Origin of the sequence: Curtobacterium sp. SP.BCp, assembly GCF_051903255.1 — a bacterium.
Taxonomy (GTDB): domain Bacteria; phylum Actinomycetota; class Actinomycetes; order Actinomycetales; family Microbacteriaceae; genus Curtobacterium.
Genome location: NZ_CP194338.1, coordinates 1,830,201 through 1,848,473, shown reverse-complemented (window position 1 = coordinate 1,848,473; position 18,273 = coordinate 1,830,201). Strand labels below are relative to the sequence as shown.

Below are 18,273 nucleotides of genomic sequence, written 5' to 3'. Positions count from 1 at the left end.
ACGCACCGCGTGACGGACGGGAGGCCCGTGGCGATCCCGCCACGGGCCTCCCGTCCGCATCACGCGCGTCAGCGCACGCGCACCTGGGCGGTCGCGACCTTGCCGGTCTGCACGCCGGTGAAGGTGAACGTCGTGGTGCCGCGCTCGGCGCGCCAGGTCGTCGCCGCGGTGCCGTCGACCAGGTCGAGCGTGCCGAGGTCGGTGTCGCCGAGCTGCACCCGGACCTGGCGGTCGCCGGCGAACCGGCTGCCCGTGACCGTGACGCGCTCATCACGACGCGGCGACCGGTCGGACACGTCGACCCGTGCGCCACGGCTGAGCGCGGCGACGTCCTCCGACAGGCCGAGCCCGTCGCGGATCGTGAAGAACGTGTCGGTCTGGTCGGAGAGCCCGACGACGTTCGCGGCGCTGGGGCCGTACGCGGCGATGCGGACCTGCGTGCCGGTGTGCTGCTGCGAGCCGCCGGCCGCCGCGGTGCCGTAGGACACCTTCATCGTGGTGCCGTCGGCCGTCACGAGCGCGGTGGAGAGCGCCGCCGGCGGCGTGTTGTCGACGATCTGGCTCGAGTGGGCGTGGTCGGCGGTCGCGATGACGAGCGTGTTGCCGTCCTTCTTCGCGAACGCGAGCGCGGCCTGGACGGCCTCGTCGAAGTCGATCGTCTCGCCGATCTGACCGCAGGCGTCGGCGGCGTGGTCCTGCTTGTCGATGCTGGCGCCCTCGACCTGGAGGAAGAAGCCCTTCTTCCCGTGCTTCTGCTGCAGGAGACCGATCGACTTGTTCGTCAGCGACGCGAGCGAGAGCCCGGTGTCGAGACGTGCCGGGTTCGGCGTGCAGCGCGTCGGTGCGGCGTCCGCTCCACCGACGGTCGCGGTGGTCGGGGCGTAGCGCGTCGGGAAGTTGCCCGGCGTGAAGAGCCCGAGGAGCGGCTGGCGCTGGTCGGCCTTGCGGACCGCAGCGAGCCCGGCGGCGTCGTCGACGAGCTGGTAGCCGCGCTCGTCGGCCTGCTCGAACAGGGTCTTGCCCTCCCACTGGCCGGCCTTCGCGGTCTGCTCGAAGCTCGCGGAGCCGCCGCCGAGGGTGACGTCCGGGCGGGCGTTCAGCAACTGCTCGCTGATCGAGCCGAGGCCGCCGGCCTGCAGGGCGTCGGTGCCGCAGGCCGCGGTGTCGGGGCCGTAGCAGGAGCGCGAGCCGACGTGCGCGACCTGCACGGCGGGGGTGGCGTCCTGGATCTCGGCGGTGGAGACGTCGCCGGTCTTGTAGCCGTTCGCCTTCGCGAGTTCGAGGAGCGACTGCTGGGGCTTCCCGTCGACGTCGACCGAGATGGCGCCGTCGTAGGTCTTCGTGCCGGTCGCCCACGCGCTGCCGGACGCCGCCGAGTCGGTCACGTAGTCGGGCTTGCCCTTGTTCTTCCCGCTCTTCACGAGCGAGTACGTGGTGTACGAGCCGGTCATCGGCAGGGCGTCGAGCCCGGGGAGCCGGCCTGCTGCGCCGTACTGGTAGTTGCGCGCCACGGTGATCTCGGAGTCGCCCATCCCGTCGCCGATGAGCAGGATGACGTTCTTCGCGCCGGCGTTCTGGATCGCCTGGCGGACGTTCCGGGTCTGGTCGCCCTGGTGGCGGGCGGCACCGCCGTGCTGGTTCAGCGCGAGCTGGGCGACGGCCTCGGCCGTGCCCGGCAGTGCGACGGCGCCGACGATGACGGCGGCGCCGAACGCGAGCGCCGCGCGGCGTCGCTTGGTCGTGTGCTGCATGTGGTGGATCCCCTCTGGACGTGCCCCGAACGGGTGCCGTCAGAGGATGCCTGTGCAGCGGTACAGGCTCGTGAACGCGCCACGACTCGCAGGTGAACGACGACGTGCAGCGGACGGTCCACCGTGGTCAGCCGCCGATCTCGACCTGCTGGCCGGCGTCGTCGAGGTCGAGCTGCACGACCGACCGGGCCCGCTCGACCCAGGGGCTCTCGGTGCACCCGATCCAGAGCACGGTGCACGGCTCGCTGCCCGCGACGCACCACTCCGCCGCCCAGCCGATGACGGCCTCGGCGAGGGCCTCACCGCGGTCCGCGAAGACGAGCGACGCGATCCGTGACCCCCTGGTGCTCCGGACGAGCCAGGTGACGCCGACGCGGGGCGGGGCGGGCAGGATGCGGACCTCGTCCGCGAGGGCGACCTCGACGAACACCTGCCCGTACGCGGTGTCGGGCAACTCCAGGAGCTGGCGGTGGATCTCCGGCAGGTCGTCGGCGCAGCCCGCGACGAGCACGCGCGGGGCGGGCTCCTGCCGGTTCCTGGTCATCCGGACACCGTAGGGCCCGTGCGCGCTCACGACAAGGGTTCCGTCGGGACCCGCACCAGCGCGGGACCGAGTTCGTGGGCGAGGAACGACCACATCCACTCGAGCGCGACGGAGTTGGTCAGGCCCGGCACGCCCTGCTGGATCTGCGTCGCGACGCCGTCGCTGTACGCCGCGAGCTGGAGGGCGACGGTCTCGGGGTGCGCCGACGCCGCGAACACGCCGGTCTCGACGCCGCGGCGCAGGACCCGCACGAGGCAGGCCTCCCAGACGCGGATGCGTTCGGCGTACTCGGCCGCGACCTCCGGCCGGCGGACGACGGCGGTCCAGTAGTCCGACCAGACCCGCCAGTGCTCACGGACCTCCTGCCGCTCGGCGAACAGCGGTTCGACGAGCATCCGGACGGCCCGCACCGGGTCGGGTTCGGCGTCGACGGCCTCGACGATCGCGCCGTAGAAGCGCTCGGTCTCGAGCACCACGACCTCGTTGAGGATCTCGGCGACGCTGTCGAAGTGGTAGGTGACCGTCCCGACCGACACCCCCGCCTCGGCAGCGATGTCGCGGAGGCCGGTGGCGCCGACCCCGCGGCGGACGATGACCTCGCGGGCGGCCGCGACGATCATCGCCCGGCGGACCTCGGGGCGCTGCCGGGCACGGGTCCGGGGACCGCCCGCCGCCGGAGCACCCGACGCCGCGCTCACGCGGACGTCCGCGGCACGTCGTCGACGAACGTGTGCTCCGCGACGAGCACCTCCGGCGTGCCCGCCGCGCCGTCCCGCGCCCACGCCCACACGGTGTTCTCGACGTGGAACGTGTCCTTGGACGCGCTGAGCTCCGAGGTCGTCTCGAGGCGCGCCGCCCAGTCGTCCGTCGCCAGTCCGATCGCCCACCGCGACGACGCCCGGGCGCTCGTCGGGTCGCCGGTCCGGATGCGGTAGGTCTCGCGCGCGTCCTCGGAGAAGACGAGCCCGTCCGGGTACACGCGGCCCCCGCCGTAGCCGGGATCGACGTCGAGCGTCCACTCCCCCGTCTCGACGTCGTGCGTGACGGTCCGCTGCGGCAGCGGCTCCGACGGCTCGACGCGCTCGATCGCGAGCGGTGTCGACCGCTCCGGCGCCTCGAACGTGACGCCGTCGTCGGTCGTCCTCGTCCACACCGGCAGCCGGAGCGCGGACGCCGACGGATCGACCACGAGGGTCGGGCTCGCGCCGTGCGGCCACACCCACGGCCAGTACGCCGTCGACACCGCGATCCGGAGCCGGTGCCCGGCGGCGAACCGGTGTCCGGTCGAGACGAGGCGCACGGGGAGCGCCGTCGGCTCACCCGGTTCGAGCGGGTCGGCGCGGTCCATCCCTCCCCGGGCCGACGCGTTCAGCACACCGCGCGTGACGAGCGTCGACGACCCGTCCGGCGCGACGTCGCACAGGCGCACGGTGACGGTGGCGCGCGGCAGGTCGCTCGTGACGGTCAGGTCCACGAGGACGTTCCCGAGCAGGTCGAACGACTCGTCCACCGGCAGGTCGAAGCACACCGACCGGCCGTCCTCGGCACGCTGGTCCGGCGGCAGGTCGGTGGCGTTGCCGAACGGGAAGAACCGGCCCGCGTCGACGCCGGTGTGCTCCGGCGACCGGACGACGACGGCGCCGTCCGTGCCGCCGCGCAGCGCCGACAGCGGCACCGCCCGCACGGACGTCGCCGTGGAGGGCCACGCCTCCGCACCCACCCAGCGACCGCGTCGCTGGTCGTAGTACGTGGCGGGCGGCTCGCCCTCGTTGATCCACGCACGCAGGGCCGGGTCGTCCTCGACGCCCGTGTCGATCCCTCGGAGCCAGCGGTCCCACCAGCGCAGCGTCTCCTGCAGGAACCCGATCGACGGCCCCGGCGCGAGCCCGCGGTCCGGGTACTGGTGCGACCACGGCCCGACGATGCCCTTGACCGGCGCCGACACGTTCGCGACCAACCGCAGCACGGCGTCCCGGTACGGGTCCGCCCACCCACCGACCGCGAGGACCGCGGCGGAGATCCCGGCGTAGTCCTCGGCAGCGCTGCCGTGCCGCCAGTAGTCGTCGCGCTCCTGGTGGGCGAGCCACGTCGGCGTCATCGGACGGTTCGCGTCGAGCCGCTCCCGCCACCGCTCGACCCAACCGTCGCCGACGACCTCGGGGCGCGGCGGACGCGAGTTGAACGCGAACATCGTCGCGCCCCACGCCGCCATGTCGATCCCGAGGAGCGCCCCGCCGACGTAGTGCACGTCGTTGTCGTACCGGTCGTCGGTCGAGCAGACGGTCACGATCGCCGTGAGGGCCTCTGGGGCGCGGGCCGCGAGCTGGAGCGCGTTGAACCCGCCCCACGAGATGCCGAACATGCCGACGGCTCCGGTCGACCACGGCTGCTCGGCGAGCCACGCGATCACGGCCTCGCCGTCACGCAGTTCCTGCTCGCTGTACTCGTCGTCGAAGAACCCGTCGGACGACCCCGTCCCGCGCACGTCGACCCGCACCGAGGCGTACCCGTGCTCGGCGTACCAGGGGTGCCGCTCCGAGTCACGCGGCGCCGTCCAGTCGTCGAGCCGGTACGGCAGGTACTCGAGCAGCACGGGGACGCGCTGCACCGGCGCCCCGGACGACGGCGAAGCGGACGCGGGCGACCAGATCCGGGCGTGCAGCCGCAGCCCGTCGGGCATCGGGATCCACTCGTCACGGACGACGACGCCGTCCGGCGGGCCGTCGGGTGTCCCGATCGCGGTGAGGTGCTGGGTCATCCTTCCACTCCGTTCCCGACGCCCACGGCGCGGTCGGTCCAGTTCCGCACGAGGTGGCCGTCACCGTGGTCGGTCCACCCCTCGTCGTGCTGCCAGTGCGGCACGCCGTCGTCGACGTCCGGCAACTCCGTGCTGCCCGGTTCGAGCGTGGCGGCGAGGAGCGTCGACGTGTAGGGGTGGTTCGACCCGCCGAACACCGCCTCGGTCGGCCCGACCTCCACGATCCGACCACCGGTCATCACGGCGACCCGATCAGCGACACCGCGCACGACGGCGAGGTCGTGGCTGATGAACAGGCAGCTGAGGCCCCGCTCGCGCTGCAGGTCGGCCAGCAGCGCGAGGATCCCCGCCTGCACCTGCACGTCGAGCGCCGTGGTGATCTCGTCCGCGATCACGAGCCGCGGTTCCGCTGCGAGCGCACGGGCGATCCCCACCCGCTGCCGCTGCCCGCCGGACAGCTGCGCCGGCAACCGGTCCGCGAACTCCGGACCGAGGCCGACGAGCGTCAGGAGCTCGCCCACCCGCTCCCGCGACGACGACCCCGTGAAGAGCCGGAGCGGGCGGGCGATCGCCGCACCGACCGTCCGCCGGGGGTTGAGCGACGTGTCCGCGTTCTGGAACACGAGCTGCACCGCGCGACGCAGTTCGGGCGACCGTCCGGCGACCGGCACGCCGAGGTCGCCGGCCACCGTGCCGTCGTCGAACGCGAACGTCCCCGACTCGGCCGGCACCAACCCCGCGAGGGCCGTCGCGAGCGTCGACTTCCCGCTGCCGGACTCCCCCACGACCGCGAGCGTCTCGCGCGCGCCGACGGTGAAGGAGACACCGTCGACCGCGGCCGGCAGGCCGCGTCCGTACCGGATCACCAGGTCCTCGGCGGTCACCACCGGACAAGTGCCGACGGGAGGCCCGGAGCGCGTGGCGTCGTCGGCGACCGTCCCCGGGACGGTCACCTCCAGGGCCGGGCGACCCGCGCCTCTCCCCGTCGGCACGGCCGACTCGCCGCTGACGCGTCGATCCGGGACCGGCGACGTGGGCCCAGGCCGTCGCCCGTCCGGCACCGCAGCCAGCAGGGCACGCGTGTACTCGTGCTGCGGCGAGGCGAACAGCGCCGCCGTCGCGGCGTGCTCGACGACCTCGCCGGCGCGCATGACGGCGATCTCGTCGGCCATGGCCGACACCACGCCGAGGTCGTGGCTGACGAGGAGGACCGCCATCCCCAGCTCACGGCCGAGCTCCGCGACGAGGTCGAGGACCGCCGCCTGCGTGACGACGTCGAGCGCGGTCGTCGGTTCGTCGAGCACGAGGACCCGGGGCCGGGCGGCGACCGCCATCGCGATCGCGACACGCTGCTGCTGCCCGCCCGAGAGCTGGTGCGGGAAGCGCCGGACGATCGTCTCCGGTGACGGCAGACGGACCAGACGCGCGAGCTCCGCCACCCGCTCCGGGCCGTCGGGCTCGCCGTGCGCCCGGAGCGCCTCGCGGATCTGCTCGCCGATCCGCATCGACGGTGTCAGTGCCTGTCCGGCGTTCTGCGCGACGACGCTCGCCGTGCCGCCGCGGAGGGCTCGGCGACCGGCCGGTGAGAGCGCGAAGACGTCCTCGCCGCCGACCCGGACGGTGCCGCGCTCGACCACGGAACCGGCACGGAGGTGCGCGAGGAGCGTGCGGGCGACCGTCGACTTCCCGCTGCCCGACTCCCCGACGAGCCCCAAGGTCCGGCCGGCGGCGATCGTGAACGACACCCCGCGGACGACCGGGACGGTCCGGGACCCCGCGGCGTAGGAGATCGCGAGGTCGTCGACCTGGACGACGGGATCGTCGGCAGCCCCGCCCGGTGCGGTCGCGGTGGTCGTGACGGTGGCGGTCATGCGGTCGCTCCCTGCGTCGCACGGTCGACGCCGAGGGACTTCGCGAGTCCGTCCGCGGCGAGGTTGAGGCCGACCACGAGGGTCGCGAGGGCGACGATCGGCGCGAGCGTGCCGAGCGGCACGACGGTCAACGCCGTCCGGTTCTCCTGCACCATGAGACCCCAGTCCGGCGTCGGCGGGTTCGCACCGAACCCGAGGAACGACAGCGACGCGACGAGCAGCACGATCCAGGACGCCCGCATCGCGTACTCGACGAGCACCACGTCGAGCACGTTCGGCAGGATCTCCCGGAACACGATCGACAACGGGCGCTCGCCGCGGGCGCGCGCTGCGGTGACGTAGTCCTGCGTGATCACGGTGCGTGCGGCACCGCGGACCACGCGGGTCACGGCGGGGGCGTAGACGATCGTGACCGCGAGCACGATGACCCAGAGCCCGGCGTCGAAGACCGTCACGACGACGAGGAGCGCGAGGATCGACGGCACGCTGAGCAGGGCGTCGACGATCCGCATCACGACCTCGTCGAACCAGTTGTCGGCGTACGCGGTGACGGCGCCGAGGACGGTGCCGACCGCGACCGCGATGGTCGTCGCGAGGAAGGTCACGAGGAGCGCGTACCGGCCGCCGTTCAGCGTGCGGGACAGCACGTCGCGGCCGTACTGGTCGGTGCCGAGCCAGTGCGTCCACGTCGGGCCGGAGAGGACGTCGCCGGCGTTCGTCACGACCGGGCTGTGACCGGCGATCACGGGCGCCAGCACCGCGAGCACGAGGTGGACCGCGATGAGACCGAGCCCGACGGACAAGGCGGTGGAGCCGCGCAGCGGGGCGAGGACACGGCCGACCGCACCGGGTCGCAGGGTGCCGGTCGGACGGGGGACGACGGCGGTCATGCGGCTGCCTTCCTGGATCGGCTCGTCGCGCTCGCGCGTCGGACGCGGGTCCGGCGCTGCCGTGTGCGGAGCTTCGGGTCGAGCACGAGCGCGACGAGGTCCGCCGCGAGGTTGCACACGACGTACACGACCGCGCTGAGCAGCGCGATGGCCTCGATGGTCGGCAGGTCGCGGTCGTACACGGACTCGAGCATGAGCTTGCCCATGCCGGGGTAGTTGAAGACGTTCTCCACGACGACCACGCCGCCGAGCAGCCACGCCACGTTGAGCGCGATCACCGTGAGGGTCGGCAGCAGGGCGCTCGGCACGGCGTGCTTCCACACCACCCGGCGCATCGAGAGGCCCTTGAGCTCCGCGGTCGTGACGAACTCGGACGCCATCACGTCGATCGTCGAGGACCGCGCCGTCCGCACGATGTACGCGGCCATCGCGAGCGTGAGCACGATGATCGGCAGCCAGATGGTCGGCAGGAGCTCACCGACCGTGGCGTCGCTCCCCCGCAGCACGACCGCGGGGAACAGCGGCAGACCGATCGCGAAGAGCAGGACGAGCACGGTCGCGACCATGAACTCGGGCACGCTCATCACGACCAGGCTGACGATCGAGACCACCCGGTCGGTGGCGCGGCCGCGACGGACCCCGGCGAGCACCCCGAGGAACAGCGACAGCGTGATGCCGACGAGCATCGCGGGGACGGCGATGAGCATGCTGTTCCGGAAGGCCGTGAAGAGCGTCGGTGCGACGGGTTCGCCGCTGACGAGCGACGTCCCGAAGTCGCCGTGCACCGCACCACCGAGCCACTCGAGGTAGCGCAGCCACACGTTCTGGTCGAGGCCGAGGGACTCGCGGAGCTGCTTGACGGCCTCGGGTGTGGCGTTCTGCCCGAGGAGCTGCTGTGCGACGTCGCCGGGCAGCGCCTGCACCGCGAGGAACACGAAGAGGGACGCGAGGACCACCGTGAGCACGGCGATCCCGAGTCGGCGGAGGACGGGGACGATGACGTCCGTCGGTCTGGTGGTGGTCGTCATCGGCGCAGTCCGATCCGGAGCCAGTCGAACTCGAAGCCGTACTCCGAGTAGTTGACGACGTCGCGGGACAGCCCGACCAGGCGGTCCCCGAACATCGGGGTCATGTCGGCGCCGTCCTCGACGATGAGTCGTTGGGCGTCCTGGTAGAGCGTCAGGCGCTTGGCGTCGTCCATCTCGGCGCGGGCGTCGTCGAGCAGGGCGTCGAACCGCTCGTTCGACCAGGCGCTCTCGTTGTAGGAGGACCCGGACCGGAAGATCTGGTTCAGCAGCTGGTCGATCGGGCGCCCGGTGAACCAGTAGCTCACCATGAGCGGCTTCTGCATCCAGATCTGCGTGTAGTACGAGTCCGAGCTGGCGTTCTGCACCGTCAGGCGGATGCCCGCGTCCGCGACGGCGTCACGGTAGGCCACGGCCATCGGGGTGAAGACCGACTCGTAGCTCGACGTGTAGATCGATGCACGCAGGTCCGACCGGCCGGCGGCCTTGAGCAGTGCCCTCGCCTTGTCCGGGTCGTGCTCGCGGTGGTCGTCCACGAACGCGGCGAGCTGCGGCGGCACGGGGTTGTCCCAGCCGGGCGAACCGGTGCCCTGGAGCGCGGTCTCGACGATCGAGCGGGGGTCGTAGGCGAGCTTCATGGCCTGGCGGACGCGGGGGTCGCGGAACTCGTCGCTCGTCGCGAGCATCGGGATCGTGTACCACTGGGCGTTCTTCGAACGGGCGATCGTCGCCCGGTCCGACGCCGCCACGACCCGGGCCGTGGCGAAGTCGAGGTTCGTCTGCGAGATGAGGTCGATCTGTCCCGCGAGGAGGGCGTTGACCCGCGCGGTGGTGTCCTGGATCGAGAAGAAGTCGATGCCGTCGAGCGCCGGGCGCCCCGCGAAGTGGTCGTCGAACGCCTCGACGCTCCCGGCACCGGCCGGGGTGAACGACGACAGCCGGAACGGGCCCGTGCCGATGCCGGTCCGCCCGATGTCGGCCACGGCGTCCGCGGGGACGATGTAGCACTGGTACGCCGTGAGCAGGGACGGGAACTCCGCGTTCGGCTTCGTCAGCGCGAACCGGAGCGTGTACGGGTCGACGGCGGTCATCGACCGGGCGTCCATCACCTCGCCGAGGACCCCGGCCTGCGGGCTGCCGGTCTTCTCGTCGAGGATGTGCTGGATGCTCGCGATCGCGTCCGCCGCGACGAAGCGCGACCCGTCGTGGAACCGCACGCCGCGGCGGAGTCGGAACGTCCACTCGGTGCCGTCTGCGTTGGCGGACCATTCCTCGGCGAGGTCGGGGACCGGCTGCCCCTGCTGGTCGAGCTTCACGAGCCGGTTGTACAGCGCGCCCAGGTACTCGTAGGCGGAGAGCGAGCTCGCGGAGTCGAGGGTCTCGGCGGCCGAGGCGGCTGGCCGGGCGACCCGGAGTCGGCCGCCGCGTCGTGCCGTGCCGGTGGCGGCGACCTCGGGCAGGGCGTTCGTGCCGGCCGAGGCGCCGGAGCTGCACCCGGTCAGGGTGAGCAGGCCGAGGCCGGCGAGTCCGGCGGCGCCGGACAGGAGCGTCCGGCGGCTCGGGCCGCGGGCGTTCCGGGGTTCGTGGACGATGGGCTGCATTCGGGGTGACCCCTCCTGGTAATCGTTCCGGTGAACGATAAGGGAACGACGGCGATCGACCAACCCCTTGCAGCCGGCCGCCGGACCCGTCCAGGGCGGCCTCGATGCGCACGGGTGCACCGATCCGGCGTGGTCGGTCCGGTGTGCGCGGCAGCCCGAGTGTTTACCAACCCGTTACATGCGGGGCGACGAGCAGGCGGGATGATCGAGCATGGCGACCTTCACCCGCGGCTTCGGCGGTCGACGGCACGAACGCGACGACTCCCGCATCCCGCCCGGCCAGACCCTCGTCCAGGACTGGCCCGTCCTGTCCGCCGGCGCGACGCCCGAGATCGAGCGGTCGGACTGGTCGTTCTCCGTCCGGACCGAGAGCGGCCTGCACTCCTGGACGTGGGACGAGGTGCAGGCACTCGGCGTCGAGGACGTCACGGTCGACATCCACTGCGTGACCCACTGGACGAAACTCGACATGCCGTGGCGCGGCGTCCCTCTCGACCGGCTGTTCGCGGACGTCGAGACGTCGCTCGACTTCTGCATGGTGCACAGCTTCGGCGGCTACACGACGAACGTCCCGCTCGACGAACTGCTCGACGGGCAGTCCTGGATCGCGTTCGAGGCCGACGGCGAACCGTTGACACCCGAGCACGGCGGACCCGCACGGCTCCTCGTGCCGCACCTCTACTTCTGGAAGAGCGCCAAGTGGGTGCGCGGGATCGTCATGCAGTCCGACGACGAGCCCGGGTTCTGGGAGAACGCCGGCTACAACATGCACGGCGACCCCTGGAAGGAAGAGCGGTACTGGTGAGCGGCGGACCCCCGTCCACCGGCCTGGAGGCACGGCTCACCCCCGATCCGTCGGCACCGGTCCGTCGACGGCCGGCGTGGCACCCCGCGACGGTCGCCTCCGTCACACCCGAGACCCCGAACGCCCGGCGCCTGGTCCTCGACGTCCCGACCTGGCCCGGCAACGACCCCGGCCAGCACCTCGACCTGCGCCTCACCGCCGAGGACGGCTACCAGGCGTCCCGGTCCTACTCGGTCGCGTCGTCGGGATCCGGGACGCAGGTGGTCCTCGCGGTCGACCGGGTCGACGGCGGCGAGGTCTCCCCGTTCCTGGTCGACGCGATCGAGGTCGGCGACGTCCTCGAGGTGCACGGTCCGCTCGGCGGCTGGTTCGTCTGGCACCCGTCGCCGGAGGCCCGGCCGGTGCAACTCATCGCGGGCGGATCGGGCATCGTGCCCCTCGCGGCGATCGCCACAGCGCACGCCGAGGTCGGCGACGCTGCGCCGTTCCGCTTGCTGTACGCCGTGCGGACCCCCGACGACGTCTTCTTCCGTGACGAACTCGACCGGGCCGCCGACGCGGGGGTGACCACCACGTTCGTGCACAGCCGACGAGCCCCCGCCGGCGAACCCGTGGGACGCCTGACCCGGGAGACCCTCGCGGCCGCGGTCTTCCCGCCCGATGCGCGAGCCCAGGTCTACGTGTGCGGTTCCACCCCGTTCGTCGAGCAGGTGCTCGGGTGGCTCACCGAGCTCGGGCACGACACGAGCGACGTCCGCGCCGAACGGTTCGGGGGCAGCTGATGTCGATCGTCGACGGCAACGCGCTCGCCGGGGTGCTCGTCGAGCGGTTCGGACCGGACGCGACGACAGTCCTGCTCCGGTGCCCGGGCTGTGCGAGCGACGGTGTCCTCGCCCGGACCCGTGTCCACCTGACGGCGATGGGAGCCGTCGCGCGCTGCCGCGACTGCGACACCGTGCTCGTCACCGTCGTCGACTCTCCGACCGGCCACCGTGTCCGGTTGTCGGGCACCGCCCGTCTCCACGGCCGGAGGGACGGCACACCGGCGGCCTGAGCGCAAGCGTGCAGCCGGATCCGGCGGGGATCATGCGGGAAACCGCAAACACGAACCCGGCACCCATCCGGGGGGCGAGCTGCTCCGTATGCTCCATCGGGCGTGCGGACCACCCATCCGCCACGACCCAGGGGCACGGTGGCCCCGACGCCGACGAGCGCGGGCACCCGAATCCTGCGCCCGCCGTGCGTCTCGCGTCCGTGGTGCCCGCCGCGGACATCCACCGGCCCGGTACCCGTCGCGGTACGACGAAGGCCCCGGTCACTGCGACCGGGGCCTTCTCCAGCGAGCGGATGACGAGATTCGAACTCGCGACCCTCACCTTGGCAAGGTGATGCGCTACCGCTGCGCCACATCCGCGTACCCGATCAGCGTAGCCCCTCCATCCCGCCGTGCACAGCCGACGGCCTTCGTCGGGCGCGTCGACCCCCTCCAAATGGGGTGCCGTCGCCCCGTCATCTGGGGACATCCCGGGCGTGCCCTGGGCAACGCCTCCTGCCTACGCTCGACCAACACGCACCGGTCCGGCCTGGGGAGCCCGGCCCGGGACGTCGCGGCACCGAGGGACCGGTGTCGCCGCCGAGACGTGCTGCTCCGTGGCAGCCCGTCCCAGACCAGGGAGTGGAAGAAGCATGCCCCAGCACACTTCGATCCGGGCCGTGTTCACCGTCATGGTGCTCGCCGCGGGCCTCACGTTCGTGCCGTTCGGGACCAGTGCACCCGCGGAGGCCGCGGCGGTGAACGCCCCCCGCGGGAACATCGGGCAGTTCAAGCAGCAGTTCGTCGAGGAGTTCAAGACCGCGGCCAACTGGGGCGGGAAGTTCGCGCAGACGTACAAGAACAGCTGGCAGCCGTACCCGGACGGCATGAGCAACATGTACTGGTCGGGCAAGCAGATCCGTGCGCTCAACGGGATGATGGACGTGTACCTCGACGGCAAGCACGGCGCCGCGGGCACCTTCGGCACCCCCACCGGCGCCTGGGGGCACAAGGGCGGCAAGTTCAGCGTGCGGGCGAAGGCGATCGGTGGCAACGGCAACGGTGCCGCGTTCATGCTCTGGCCGACGTCGAACGTGTGGAGCGACGGCGAGATCGACTACCCGGAGGCCAACTTCGAGGACTCCCCCATGGCGCACCACCACTCCATGAAGCCGGGCAACGAGGTCAACGCCATCAGCACGTCCACCCGGGTGTCGTGGCGGGACTGGCACGTCTACTCGGTCGAGTGGATCCCCGGGAAGTCCGTCAAGTACTTCCTCGACGGCAAGGTCATCTCGACGGTCACCCGCGACGTCCCGCGGACCGCACACCGCTACATGTTCCAGGTCGGGAACTGGGGCGGGAAGGGGCACCTCTACATCGACTGGGTGTCCACCTACACGTACACGGGCTGACGAGCGGTCCCGCCGGACGGGAGGACGTACCGTGTTGTCGTGCTGATCGTCATCCGCGGGAACTCCGGGTCGGGCAAGTCGACCGTGGCCGAGGAGGTGCAACACGCCCTCGGCTGGCCCACCGCCGTGCTCGGTCAGGACCACTTCCGGCGGGTCGTCCACAAGGAGCGCGAGGACGCCGGGTTCGCCGACGGGATGGCGCACGCCGCACTCATCGAGGCAGCGGCAGCCCACTGCCTCGGCGCCGGCCAGCACGTCGTCCTCGAGGGCATCTTCCGGGCCGATCGGTACGCGGCGATGCTCGAGCGCGTCGCGCACCGGTCCGACGACGCGCGCTTCTTCGCGTTCGACCTCTCCTTCGAGCAGACCGTCCGGCGGCACGCCGGGCGGTCACAGGCGGCCGAGTTCGGTCCGGATCAGATGCGGCCCTGGTACCGCGGGTGGGATCCGCTGCCGTTCGTGGCGGAACGGCGGATCCTGCCCGATGAGGCACTCAGCGACGTCGTGCAGCGCATCCTGGAGGACCGCTGACGCGGGAGGAGTGTCGGACGCCGCGGCACGGTGTCGCGCTCAGCGGCGTGCGGTGCGGTCCGCCGTCTCGATCATCGCGACGACGTGCGGGGCACTCCAGCGCAACAGCGCCGCAGACGGGCGGTCCTGCAGGTCCTCGCCCCAGATCGCGACGGCCGCGCCCGACATCGGCTCGGACAGCCGGGCTCCGGAGTCCCCGTCCCACGTGCGCAGCGTCCAGTGGGCGCGGAGGTCTGCGACCGTGTACCGGCTGTCCGCCGGATCGAGGTCGGACGGCACCTCGTAGAGGTAGTACGAGTCGTAGTCGAGCAGGTCGGTCCCGACCGCGGCCAGGTCGTCCGCCCCGGCTCGGTGCGCCCGTCGCTCCCGACGCTCCGCCGGGTCCTCCGTGTCCCCGTCGAAGCTCCAGTACGTGACGCGGATGCGCGGGTCCAGGCGTCGGATCGCCGACCGGTCGATGCCGTCGTTCCACGCCCAGACCGATCGGGTGCTGACCGCGGCCGCCATCGTGTTCAGCCACGTGACCCGATCACCGGCGCTGACGTCCGCACCCCACTCATCGCCACCGATGTGGACCGCTCGACTGTGCGGGAACGTCCGCGTCACCTCGTTGAGCAGGTCCTTCGCCAACGCGACGCTGCCGGGCGCCGACGGGTCGAGTTCGCTCTCGCCGCCGCGGATGCGGTCCACCCACCGCTGCCCGTGTCGCGCCTCGAGGAGCGCGAACGCCGCGGCCGTGTGCCCCGGGGTGTCGATCTCGGGGACGATCGCGATCCGCTGCTTCTCGGCGTACGCCGCGATCGCCCTCGCCTGGGCGGTGCTGAGGAACGGGCGGCCCGTGACCCGGCTCGTGTAGACACCGTCGCGCAGGTCGGCGTTCGCCGGAGTCTGCCCGAGGACCGCGCTCTCGATCCCGACGTTCTGGTCGTCGGTGAGGTGCAGGTGCAGGAAGCGGCCTCCGTGTGCGGCGAGGAGGTCGATGTACCGCTCGATGAGCGCCGGGCGGTAGTAGGCACGGGCGACGTCGAGCATCACGCCGGTCTCGGGCCGGGCCGGGGTCGCTCGCCCGGTGCGCACCGTCGACGTCGACGTGCGACAGGTCGACGCGGAGTACACGCCCGTGCACGCGACGACCGTGTACTCCCCGGCGGGCACCCGGGACGCGGTGGTCAGCGTCGCACCGACGGTCGCCGTCCTGCCCGCGGCCAGCGCCCGGACCGGCACGTGCCCGAGCGCGTAGCGCCCGCTGCCCGACGCGAGGTACAGCCACGCTGGGAGCGCAGACGTCCTCGACGTGCCGGTGTTCCGCACCGTCACGCTGGTCCGGACGGTCGTCCGGGTCGACGAGCTGGTGCTGCTGGCACCGACCGCCGTGATCGTGGGTCCCGGCGGGGTCGGGGACGCGGCTGCCGCCTGCTGATCGCGGGGGTCGACGGCGCCGGCGACGGCGCCCACCCCGACCACGACAGCCACTGCACCGGCGATCGCGATGCCGAGCGCGACGACCCGTCGGACGGTCCGTCTCCGGCCCTCGCGGGCGCTCACCGTCCCGCTCCCCGGGTGACGACGACGGCGTCGAACAACGACCGCCCCGAGCGGTCCGTCGTCGATGCGTCGAGGGTGATCCCGTCGCTGCCCGCCGGGACGTCGATCGGGATCCGGCTCGATGTCCCGCAGGTGATGTCGGCCTGCCCGAGGAGTGCACTCGGTCCGTCATCGTCGACGGTGAGTTCGGTGATGCGCAGGTGCACCTTCTGCTCTGACCGGCAGACGGCCAGCACGTCGTACGGGCCGTGGAGGTCGTACTCGAGCGACACGAGAGCGCGGGCCGTCCTGCTGCCGTCCTCGGCGATCAGTCCCCCAACCCCTCCACCGTGGTTCGCCGTGCCGTCCACGCCGAGCTGCGCGGAGGCCAGGCTCATCCACTGGGCGGAGTCCTCCGAGAGGGCCTCGCTGTGGTCGCCGCCGGAGCAGCCGACGAGCAGCGACGCTGCCACGACGCTGACGACGAGCGCGCTGACGGAGTGACGACGGAGCGGGTGCACGTGATGATCCTGCCGTGCGCCACCGCCGTCCGGCGACCCCGCCATCGCGGGACAGCCGTGTGCGGCGTAGTCTCACCGTCGTCAGCACGCTCCTCGACGACGAGAGCAGGTCACACCGTGCGCCGATCCCTGCAGGCGGTCCTCACGATCGCGACGGTCGCGGCACTCGCGACCACGTTCCTCCAGGCCGGTGCCGAGGCGCCACCCGCGCTGGCCGCCAGCGCGACGTCCGCACGCGGCCAGGCCGCGCCGACCCACAAGAACCCCATGACGCTGTCGCTGCCGGACGGGCGGACCGCCGCGAGCTGTGCGGACCCGACCGTCGTGCACGGGGTCGGGCGGGACCGCGACTGGTACCTCTACTGCACGAGTGACGCCCTCACCGCGACCGAGGAGGACCCCGACGGATCGCTGGTCCAGCACGTCGTCCCCACCTACCGTTCGACGGACCTCACGCACTGGGCGTACGTCGGCGACGCCTTCACGGCCAAGCCGGCCTGGGTCGGCGACGCGAACGGCATCTGGGCCCCTGACGTCGTGTACCGGAACGGTCGCTGGTACCTGTACTACGCCGCGTCGGACACCCCGACGGCGACCTCGCCGACCGGTGGCGGATCGGCCGTCGGTGTTGCGACGAGCACGAGCCCGACCGGTCCCTGGAAGGACTCGGGCGGTCCCGTCGTCGCGCCGCAGGCCGCGCCGAACGGCGCCGGACAGCGCTGGGAGTTCGACCCCGAGGTCATCACCGACCACGGCGCCACCTACCTGTACTTCGGCAGCTACTTCGGCGGGGTGAACGTCCGACGTCTGACCCCGGACGGGCTGCGTTCGGTGCCGTCCACCGAGCGCGAGATCGCCATCGACAACCGGTACGAGGGCACCTACCTCATGCGCCACGACGGCTGGTGGTACTTCATGGGGTCCGCGACGAACTGCTGCAACGGCGCGCTCACCGGGTACGGCGTCTTCGTCGCGCGGTCTCGCAGCCCGCTCGGGCCCTTCACCGACCGGGACGGCGTGGCGATCACGGCGACCCGCGTGGGCGGCACCCCGATGCTCGCGCAGAACGGCGACCGCTGGGTCGGGACCGGGCACAACGCGGTCGTGACGGACCTCGCCGGTCAGGACTGGATCGTCTACCACGCGGTCGACCGTGACGACCCGTACTACGCCGGTCAGGGCACCTACACGAAGCGCCCGGTGCTCATCGACCCGCTCGACTGGGTCGGTGGCTGGCCCGTCGTCCGGGGTGGTGCGGGTCCGTCCGACTCGGTGCAGCCCGGACCCGTCGCCCAGCCCGGCGAACGCCCGACGTACCGTCCGACCCGGACACCGGTCGACGTCCCCGGGCGACTGCTCCGCTCTGCCTCGACCTCGTTCGACGGGTCGACGCTGCCGGCATCGCTCAGCTGGATCCGTGAACCCGATCCGTCGACGTGGACGGTCAGCGGCGGCGCCCTCCGCTGGCAGACCCAGGACGCCGACATCCACCCACCGGCGACGCCACTGGCTTCCGTGCTCGCCGAACCCGCACCGCGCGGCGACTACGTCGTCGAGACGACGGTCGCGGTGGACACCCCGGCCACCGGCGACGGTGTGAACTACGTCCAGGGTGGACTGATCGTGTACGGCGACGACGGCAACTACGTCCGTCTGACGTCCAACTCGATCTTCGACACCCGGCAGACGGAGTTCGGCAAGGAGGTCTCGCCGCAGCCGGCGGGAGCACCGAACTACGGGAACATGGTCGTCGGGCCGGTGGGAGACCGCACCACGCTGCGGATCGTGCACCGTGTCGTCGACGGGCTCGACCAGTACACGGCGTCCACGAGCGACGACGGCCGACACTTCGTCCGGGGCGGCACCTGGACGGCGGACCTCGGGGCGCACCCGCGCATCGGGCTGATCTCGCTCGGTGGCGCCGGCTTCACGAGCACGTTCGACGGCCTCCGCGTCAGCACGGTGCGGAGCGTGCGGGGCTGAGGTCGGACAGTGTGCGCGGGG

Annotated in this window: 16 protein-coding genes and 1 tRNA gene; 6 read left to right on the top strand and 11 right to left on the bottom strand. The window is 72.3% G+C overall.

What is annotated here, in order from left to right; translation table 11 throughout:
* Positions 1-68 precede the first annotated feature (68 nt).
* The 8 genes from phoA to ACRQ4C_RS08880 all read right to left on the bottom strand — a co-directional run bounded on the left by phoA (position 69) and on the right by ACRQ4C_RS08880 (position 10,440).
* On the bottom strand, positions 69-1,751 hold the full coding sequence (gene phoA, locus ACRQ4C_RS08915) for an alkaline phosphatase (RefSeq protein WP_439688431.1): 1,683 nt from the start codon (positions 1,749-1,751) through the stop codon (positions 69-71).
* Between the two features lie 127 nt (positions 1,752-1,878).
* Entirely contained in the window at positions 1,879-2,295 is a 417-nt protein-coding gene (locus ACRQ4C_RS08910; protein ID WP_290131784.1) for an SIP domain-containing protein, read from the bottom strand.
* A 26-nt stretch (positions 2,296-2,321) separates the two neighbouring features.
* Positions 2,322-2,993: a TetR/AcrR family transcriptional regulator gene (locus tag ACRQ4C_RS08905; RefSeq protein WP_439688430.1), complete on the bottom strand. Its 672-nt coding sequence runs from the start codon at positions 2,991-2,993 to the stop codon at positions 2,322-2,324.
* The gene (locus ACRQ4C_RS08900) at positions 2,990-5,053 is read right to left on the bottom strand and encodes a CocE/NonD family hydrolase (RefSeq protein ID WP_439688429.1); all 2,064 of its coding nucleotides are present in this window, start codon (positions 5,051-5,053) and stop codon (positions 2,990-2,992) included. Before ACRQ4C_RS08900 ends, ACRQ4C_RS08905 begins: the two co-directional genes overlap by 4 nt.
* Positions 5,050-6,924 carry a dipeptide ABC transporter ATP-binding protein gene (locus ACRQ4C_RS08895; RefSeq protein WP_439688428.1) on the bottom strand — a complete coding sequence of 625 codons (1,875 nt, stop codon included), beginning with the start codon at positions 6,922-6,924 and terminating at the stop codon, positions 5,050-5,052. The genes ACRQ4C_RS08900 and ACRQ4C_RS08895 overlap by 4 nt, the downstream gene beginning before the upstream one ends.
* A complete protein-coding gene (locus ACRQ4C_RS08890; protein WP_439688427.1) occupies positions 6,921-7,814 on the bottom strand; it encodes an ABC transporter permease in 894 nt (297 codons plus the stop codon). The genes ACRQ4C_RS08895 and ACRQ4C_RS08890 overlap by 4 nt, the downstream gene beginning before the upstream one ends.
* Positions 7,811-8,842, bottom strand: coding sequence for an ABC transporter permease (locus ACRQ4C_RS08885; RefSeq protein ID WP_439688426.1), 1,032 nt, complete (start codon positions 8,840-8,842; stop codon positions 7,811-7,813). Before ACRQ4C_RS08885 ends, ACRQ4C_RS08890 begins: the two co-directional genes overlap by 4 nt.
* A complete protein-coding gene (locus ACRQ4C_RS08880) occupies positions 8,839-10,440 on the bottom strand; it encodes an ABC transporter substrate-binding protein (RefSeq protein WP_439688425.1) in 1,602 nt (533 codons plus the stop codon). Before ACRQ4C_RS08880 ends, ACRQ4C_RS08885 begins: the two co-directional genes overlap by 4 nt.
* A 211-nt stretch (positions 10,441-10,651) precedes the next feature.
* On the opposite strand from ACRQ4C_RS08880, the gene ACRQ4C_RS08875 reads away from it, so the two are divergent.
* From ACRQ4C_RS08875 to ACRQ4C_RS08865, 3 genes are read left to right on the top strand one after another with little or no spacing between them, the layout of a single operon-like run.
* Positions 10,652-11,245 (top strand): molybdopterin-dependent oxidoreductase, encoded by a 594-nt coding sequence (locus ACRQ4C_RS08875; protein ID WP_400414036.1) that lies wholly within the window; start codon positions 10,652-10,654, stop codon positions 11,243-11,245.
* On the top strand, positions 11,242-12,027 hold the full coding sequence (locus tag ACRQ4C_RS08870; RefSeq protein WP_290131792.1) for an FAD-binding oxidoreductase: 786 nt from the start codon (positions 11,242-11,244) through the stop codon (positions 12,025-12,027). Before ACRQ4C_RS08875 ends, ACRQ4C_RS08870 begins: the two co-directional genes overlap by 4 nt.
* Complete coding sequence (locus ACRQ4C_RS08865) at positions 12,027-12,299, top strand: DUF6510 family protein (RefSeq protein WP_439688424.1); 273 nt, start codon at positions 12,027-12,029, stop codon at positions 12,297-12,299. The genes ACRQ4C_RS08870 and ACRQ4C_RS08865 overlap by 1 nt, the downstream gene beginning before the upstream one ends.
* Before the next feature lie 288 nt (positions 12,300-12,587).
* Here ACRQ4C_RS08865 and ACRQ4C_RS08860 read toward each other — a convergent pair.
* Positions 12,588-12,659, bottom strand: a tRNA-Gly gene (locus ACRQ4C_RS08860).
* A gap of 272 nt (positions 12,660-12,931) precedes the next feature.
* On the opposite strand from ACRQ4C_RS08860, the gene ACRQ4C_RS08855 reads away from it, so the two are divergent.
* Both ACRQ4C_RS08855 and ACRQ4C_RS08850 read left to right on the top strand, forming a co-directional pair.
* Positions 12,932-13,693, top strand: coding sequence for a glycoside hydrolase family 16 protein (locus ACRQ4C_RS08855; protein ID WP_439688423.1), 762 nt, complete (start codon positions 12,932-12,934; stop codon positions 13,691-13,693).
* Positions 13,694-13,732: 39 nt separating this feature from the next.
* A complete protein-coding gene (locus ACRQ4C_RS08850; protein ID WP_439688422.1) occupies positions 13,733-14,224 on the top strand; it encodes an AAA family ATPase in 492 nt (163 codons plus the stop codon).
* Positions 14,225-14,263: 39 nt separating this feature from the next.
* Here ACRQ4C_RS08850 and ACRQ4C_RS08845 read toward each other — a convergent pair whose 3' ends face one another.
* Complete coding sequence (locus ACRQ4C_RS08845; protein WP_439688421.1) at positions 14,264-15,769, bottom strand: family 20 glycosylhydrolase; 1,506 nt, start codon at positions 15,767-15,769, stop codon at positions 14,264-14,266.
* A complete protein-coding gene (locus tag ACRQ4C_RS08840) occupies positions 15,766-16,269 on the bottom strand; it encodes a hypothetical protein (protein WP_439688420.1) in 504 nt (167 codons plus the stop codon). Before ACRQ4C_RS08840 ends, ACRQ4C_RS08845 begins: the two co-directional genes overlap by 4 nt.
* Before the next feature lie 117 nt (positions 16,270-16,386).
* On the opposite strand from ACRQ4C_RS08840, the gene ACRQ4C_RS08835 reads away from it, so the two are divergent.
* Positions 16,387-18,252 carry a family 43 glycosylhydrolase gene (locus tag ACRQ4C_RS08835; protein WP_439688419.1) on the top strand — a complete coding sequence of 622 codons (1,866 nt, stop codon included), beginning with the start codon at positions 16,387-16,389 and terminating at the stop codon, positions 18,250-18,252.
* Positions 18,253-18,273 lie beyond the last annotated feature (21 nt).

Bases quoted from the DNA above. Each gene is read 5' to 3' on its own strand.
- phoA (WP_439688431.1), bottom strand. From the start codon at position 1,751: ATGCAGCACACGACCAAGCGACGCCGCGCGGCGCTCGCGTTCGGCGCC.
- ACRQ4C_RS08910 (WP_290131784.1), bottom strand. From the start codon at position 2,295: ATGACCAGGAACCGGCAGGAGCCCGCCCCGCGCGTGCTCGTCGCGGGC.
- ACRQ4C_RS08900 (WP_439688429.1), bottom strand. From the start codon at position 5,053: ATGACCCAGCACCTCACCGCGATCGGGACACCCGACGGCCCGCCGGAC.
- ACRQ4C_RS08895 (WP_439688428.1), bottom strand. From the start codon at position 6,924: ATGACCGCCACCGTCACGACCACCGCGACCGCACCGGGCGGGGCTGCC.
- ACRQ4C_RS08890 (WP_439688427.1), bottom strand. From the start codon at position 7,814: ATGACCGCCGTCGTCCCCCGTCCGACCGGCACCCTGCGACCCGGTGCG.
- ACRQ4C_RS08885 (WP_439688426.1), bottom strand. From the start codon at position 8,842: ATGACGACCACCACCAGACCGACGGACGTCATCGTCCCCGTCCTCCGC.
- ACRQ4C_RS08880 (WP_439688425.1), bottom strand. From the start codon at position 10,440: ATGCAGCCCATCGTCCACGAACCCCGGAACGCCCGCGGCCCGAGCCGC.
- ACRQ4C_RS08875 (WP_400414036.1), top strand. From the start codon at position 10,652: ATGGCGACCTTCACCCGCGGCTTCGGCGGTCGACGGCACGAACGCGAC.
- ACRQ4C_RS08865 (WP_439688424.1), top strand. From the start codon at position 12,027: ATGTCGATCGTCGACGGCAACGCGCTCGCCGGGGTGCTCGTCGAGCGG.
- ACRQ4C_RS08855 (WP_439688423.1), top strand. From the start codon at position 12,932: ATGCCCCAGCACACTTCGATCCGGGCCGTGTTCACCGTCATGGTGCTC.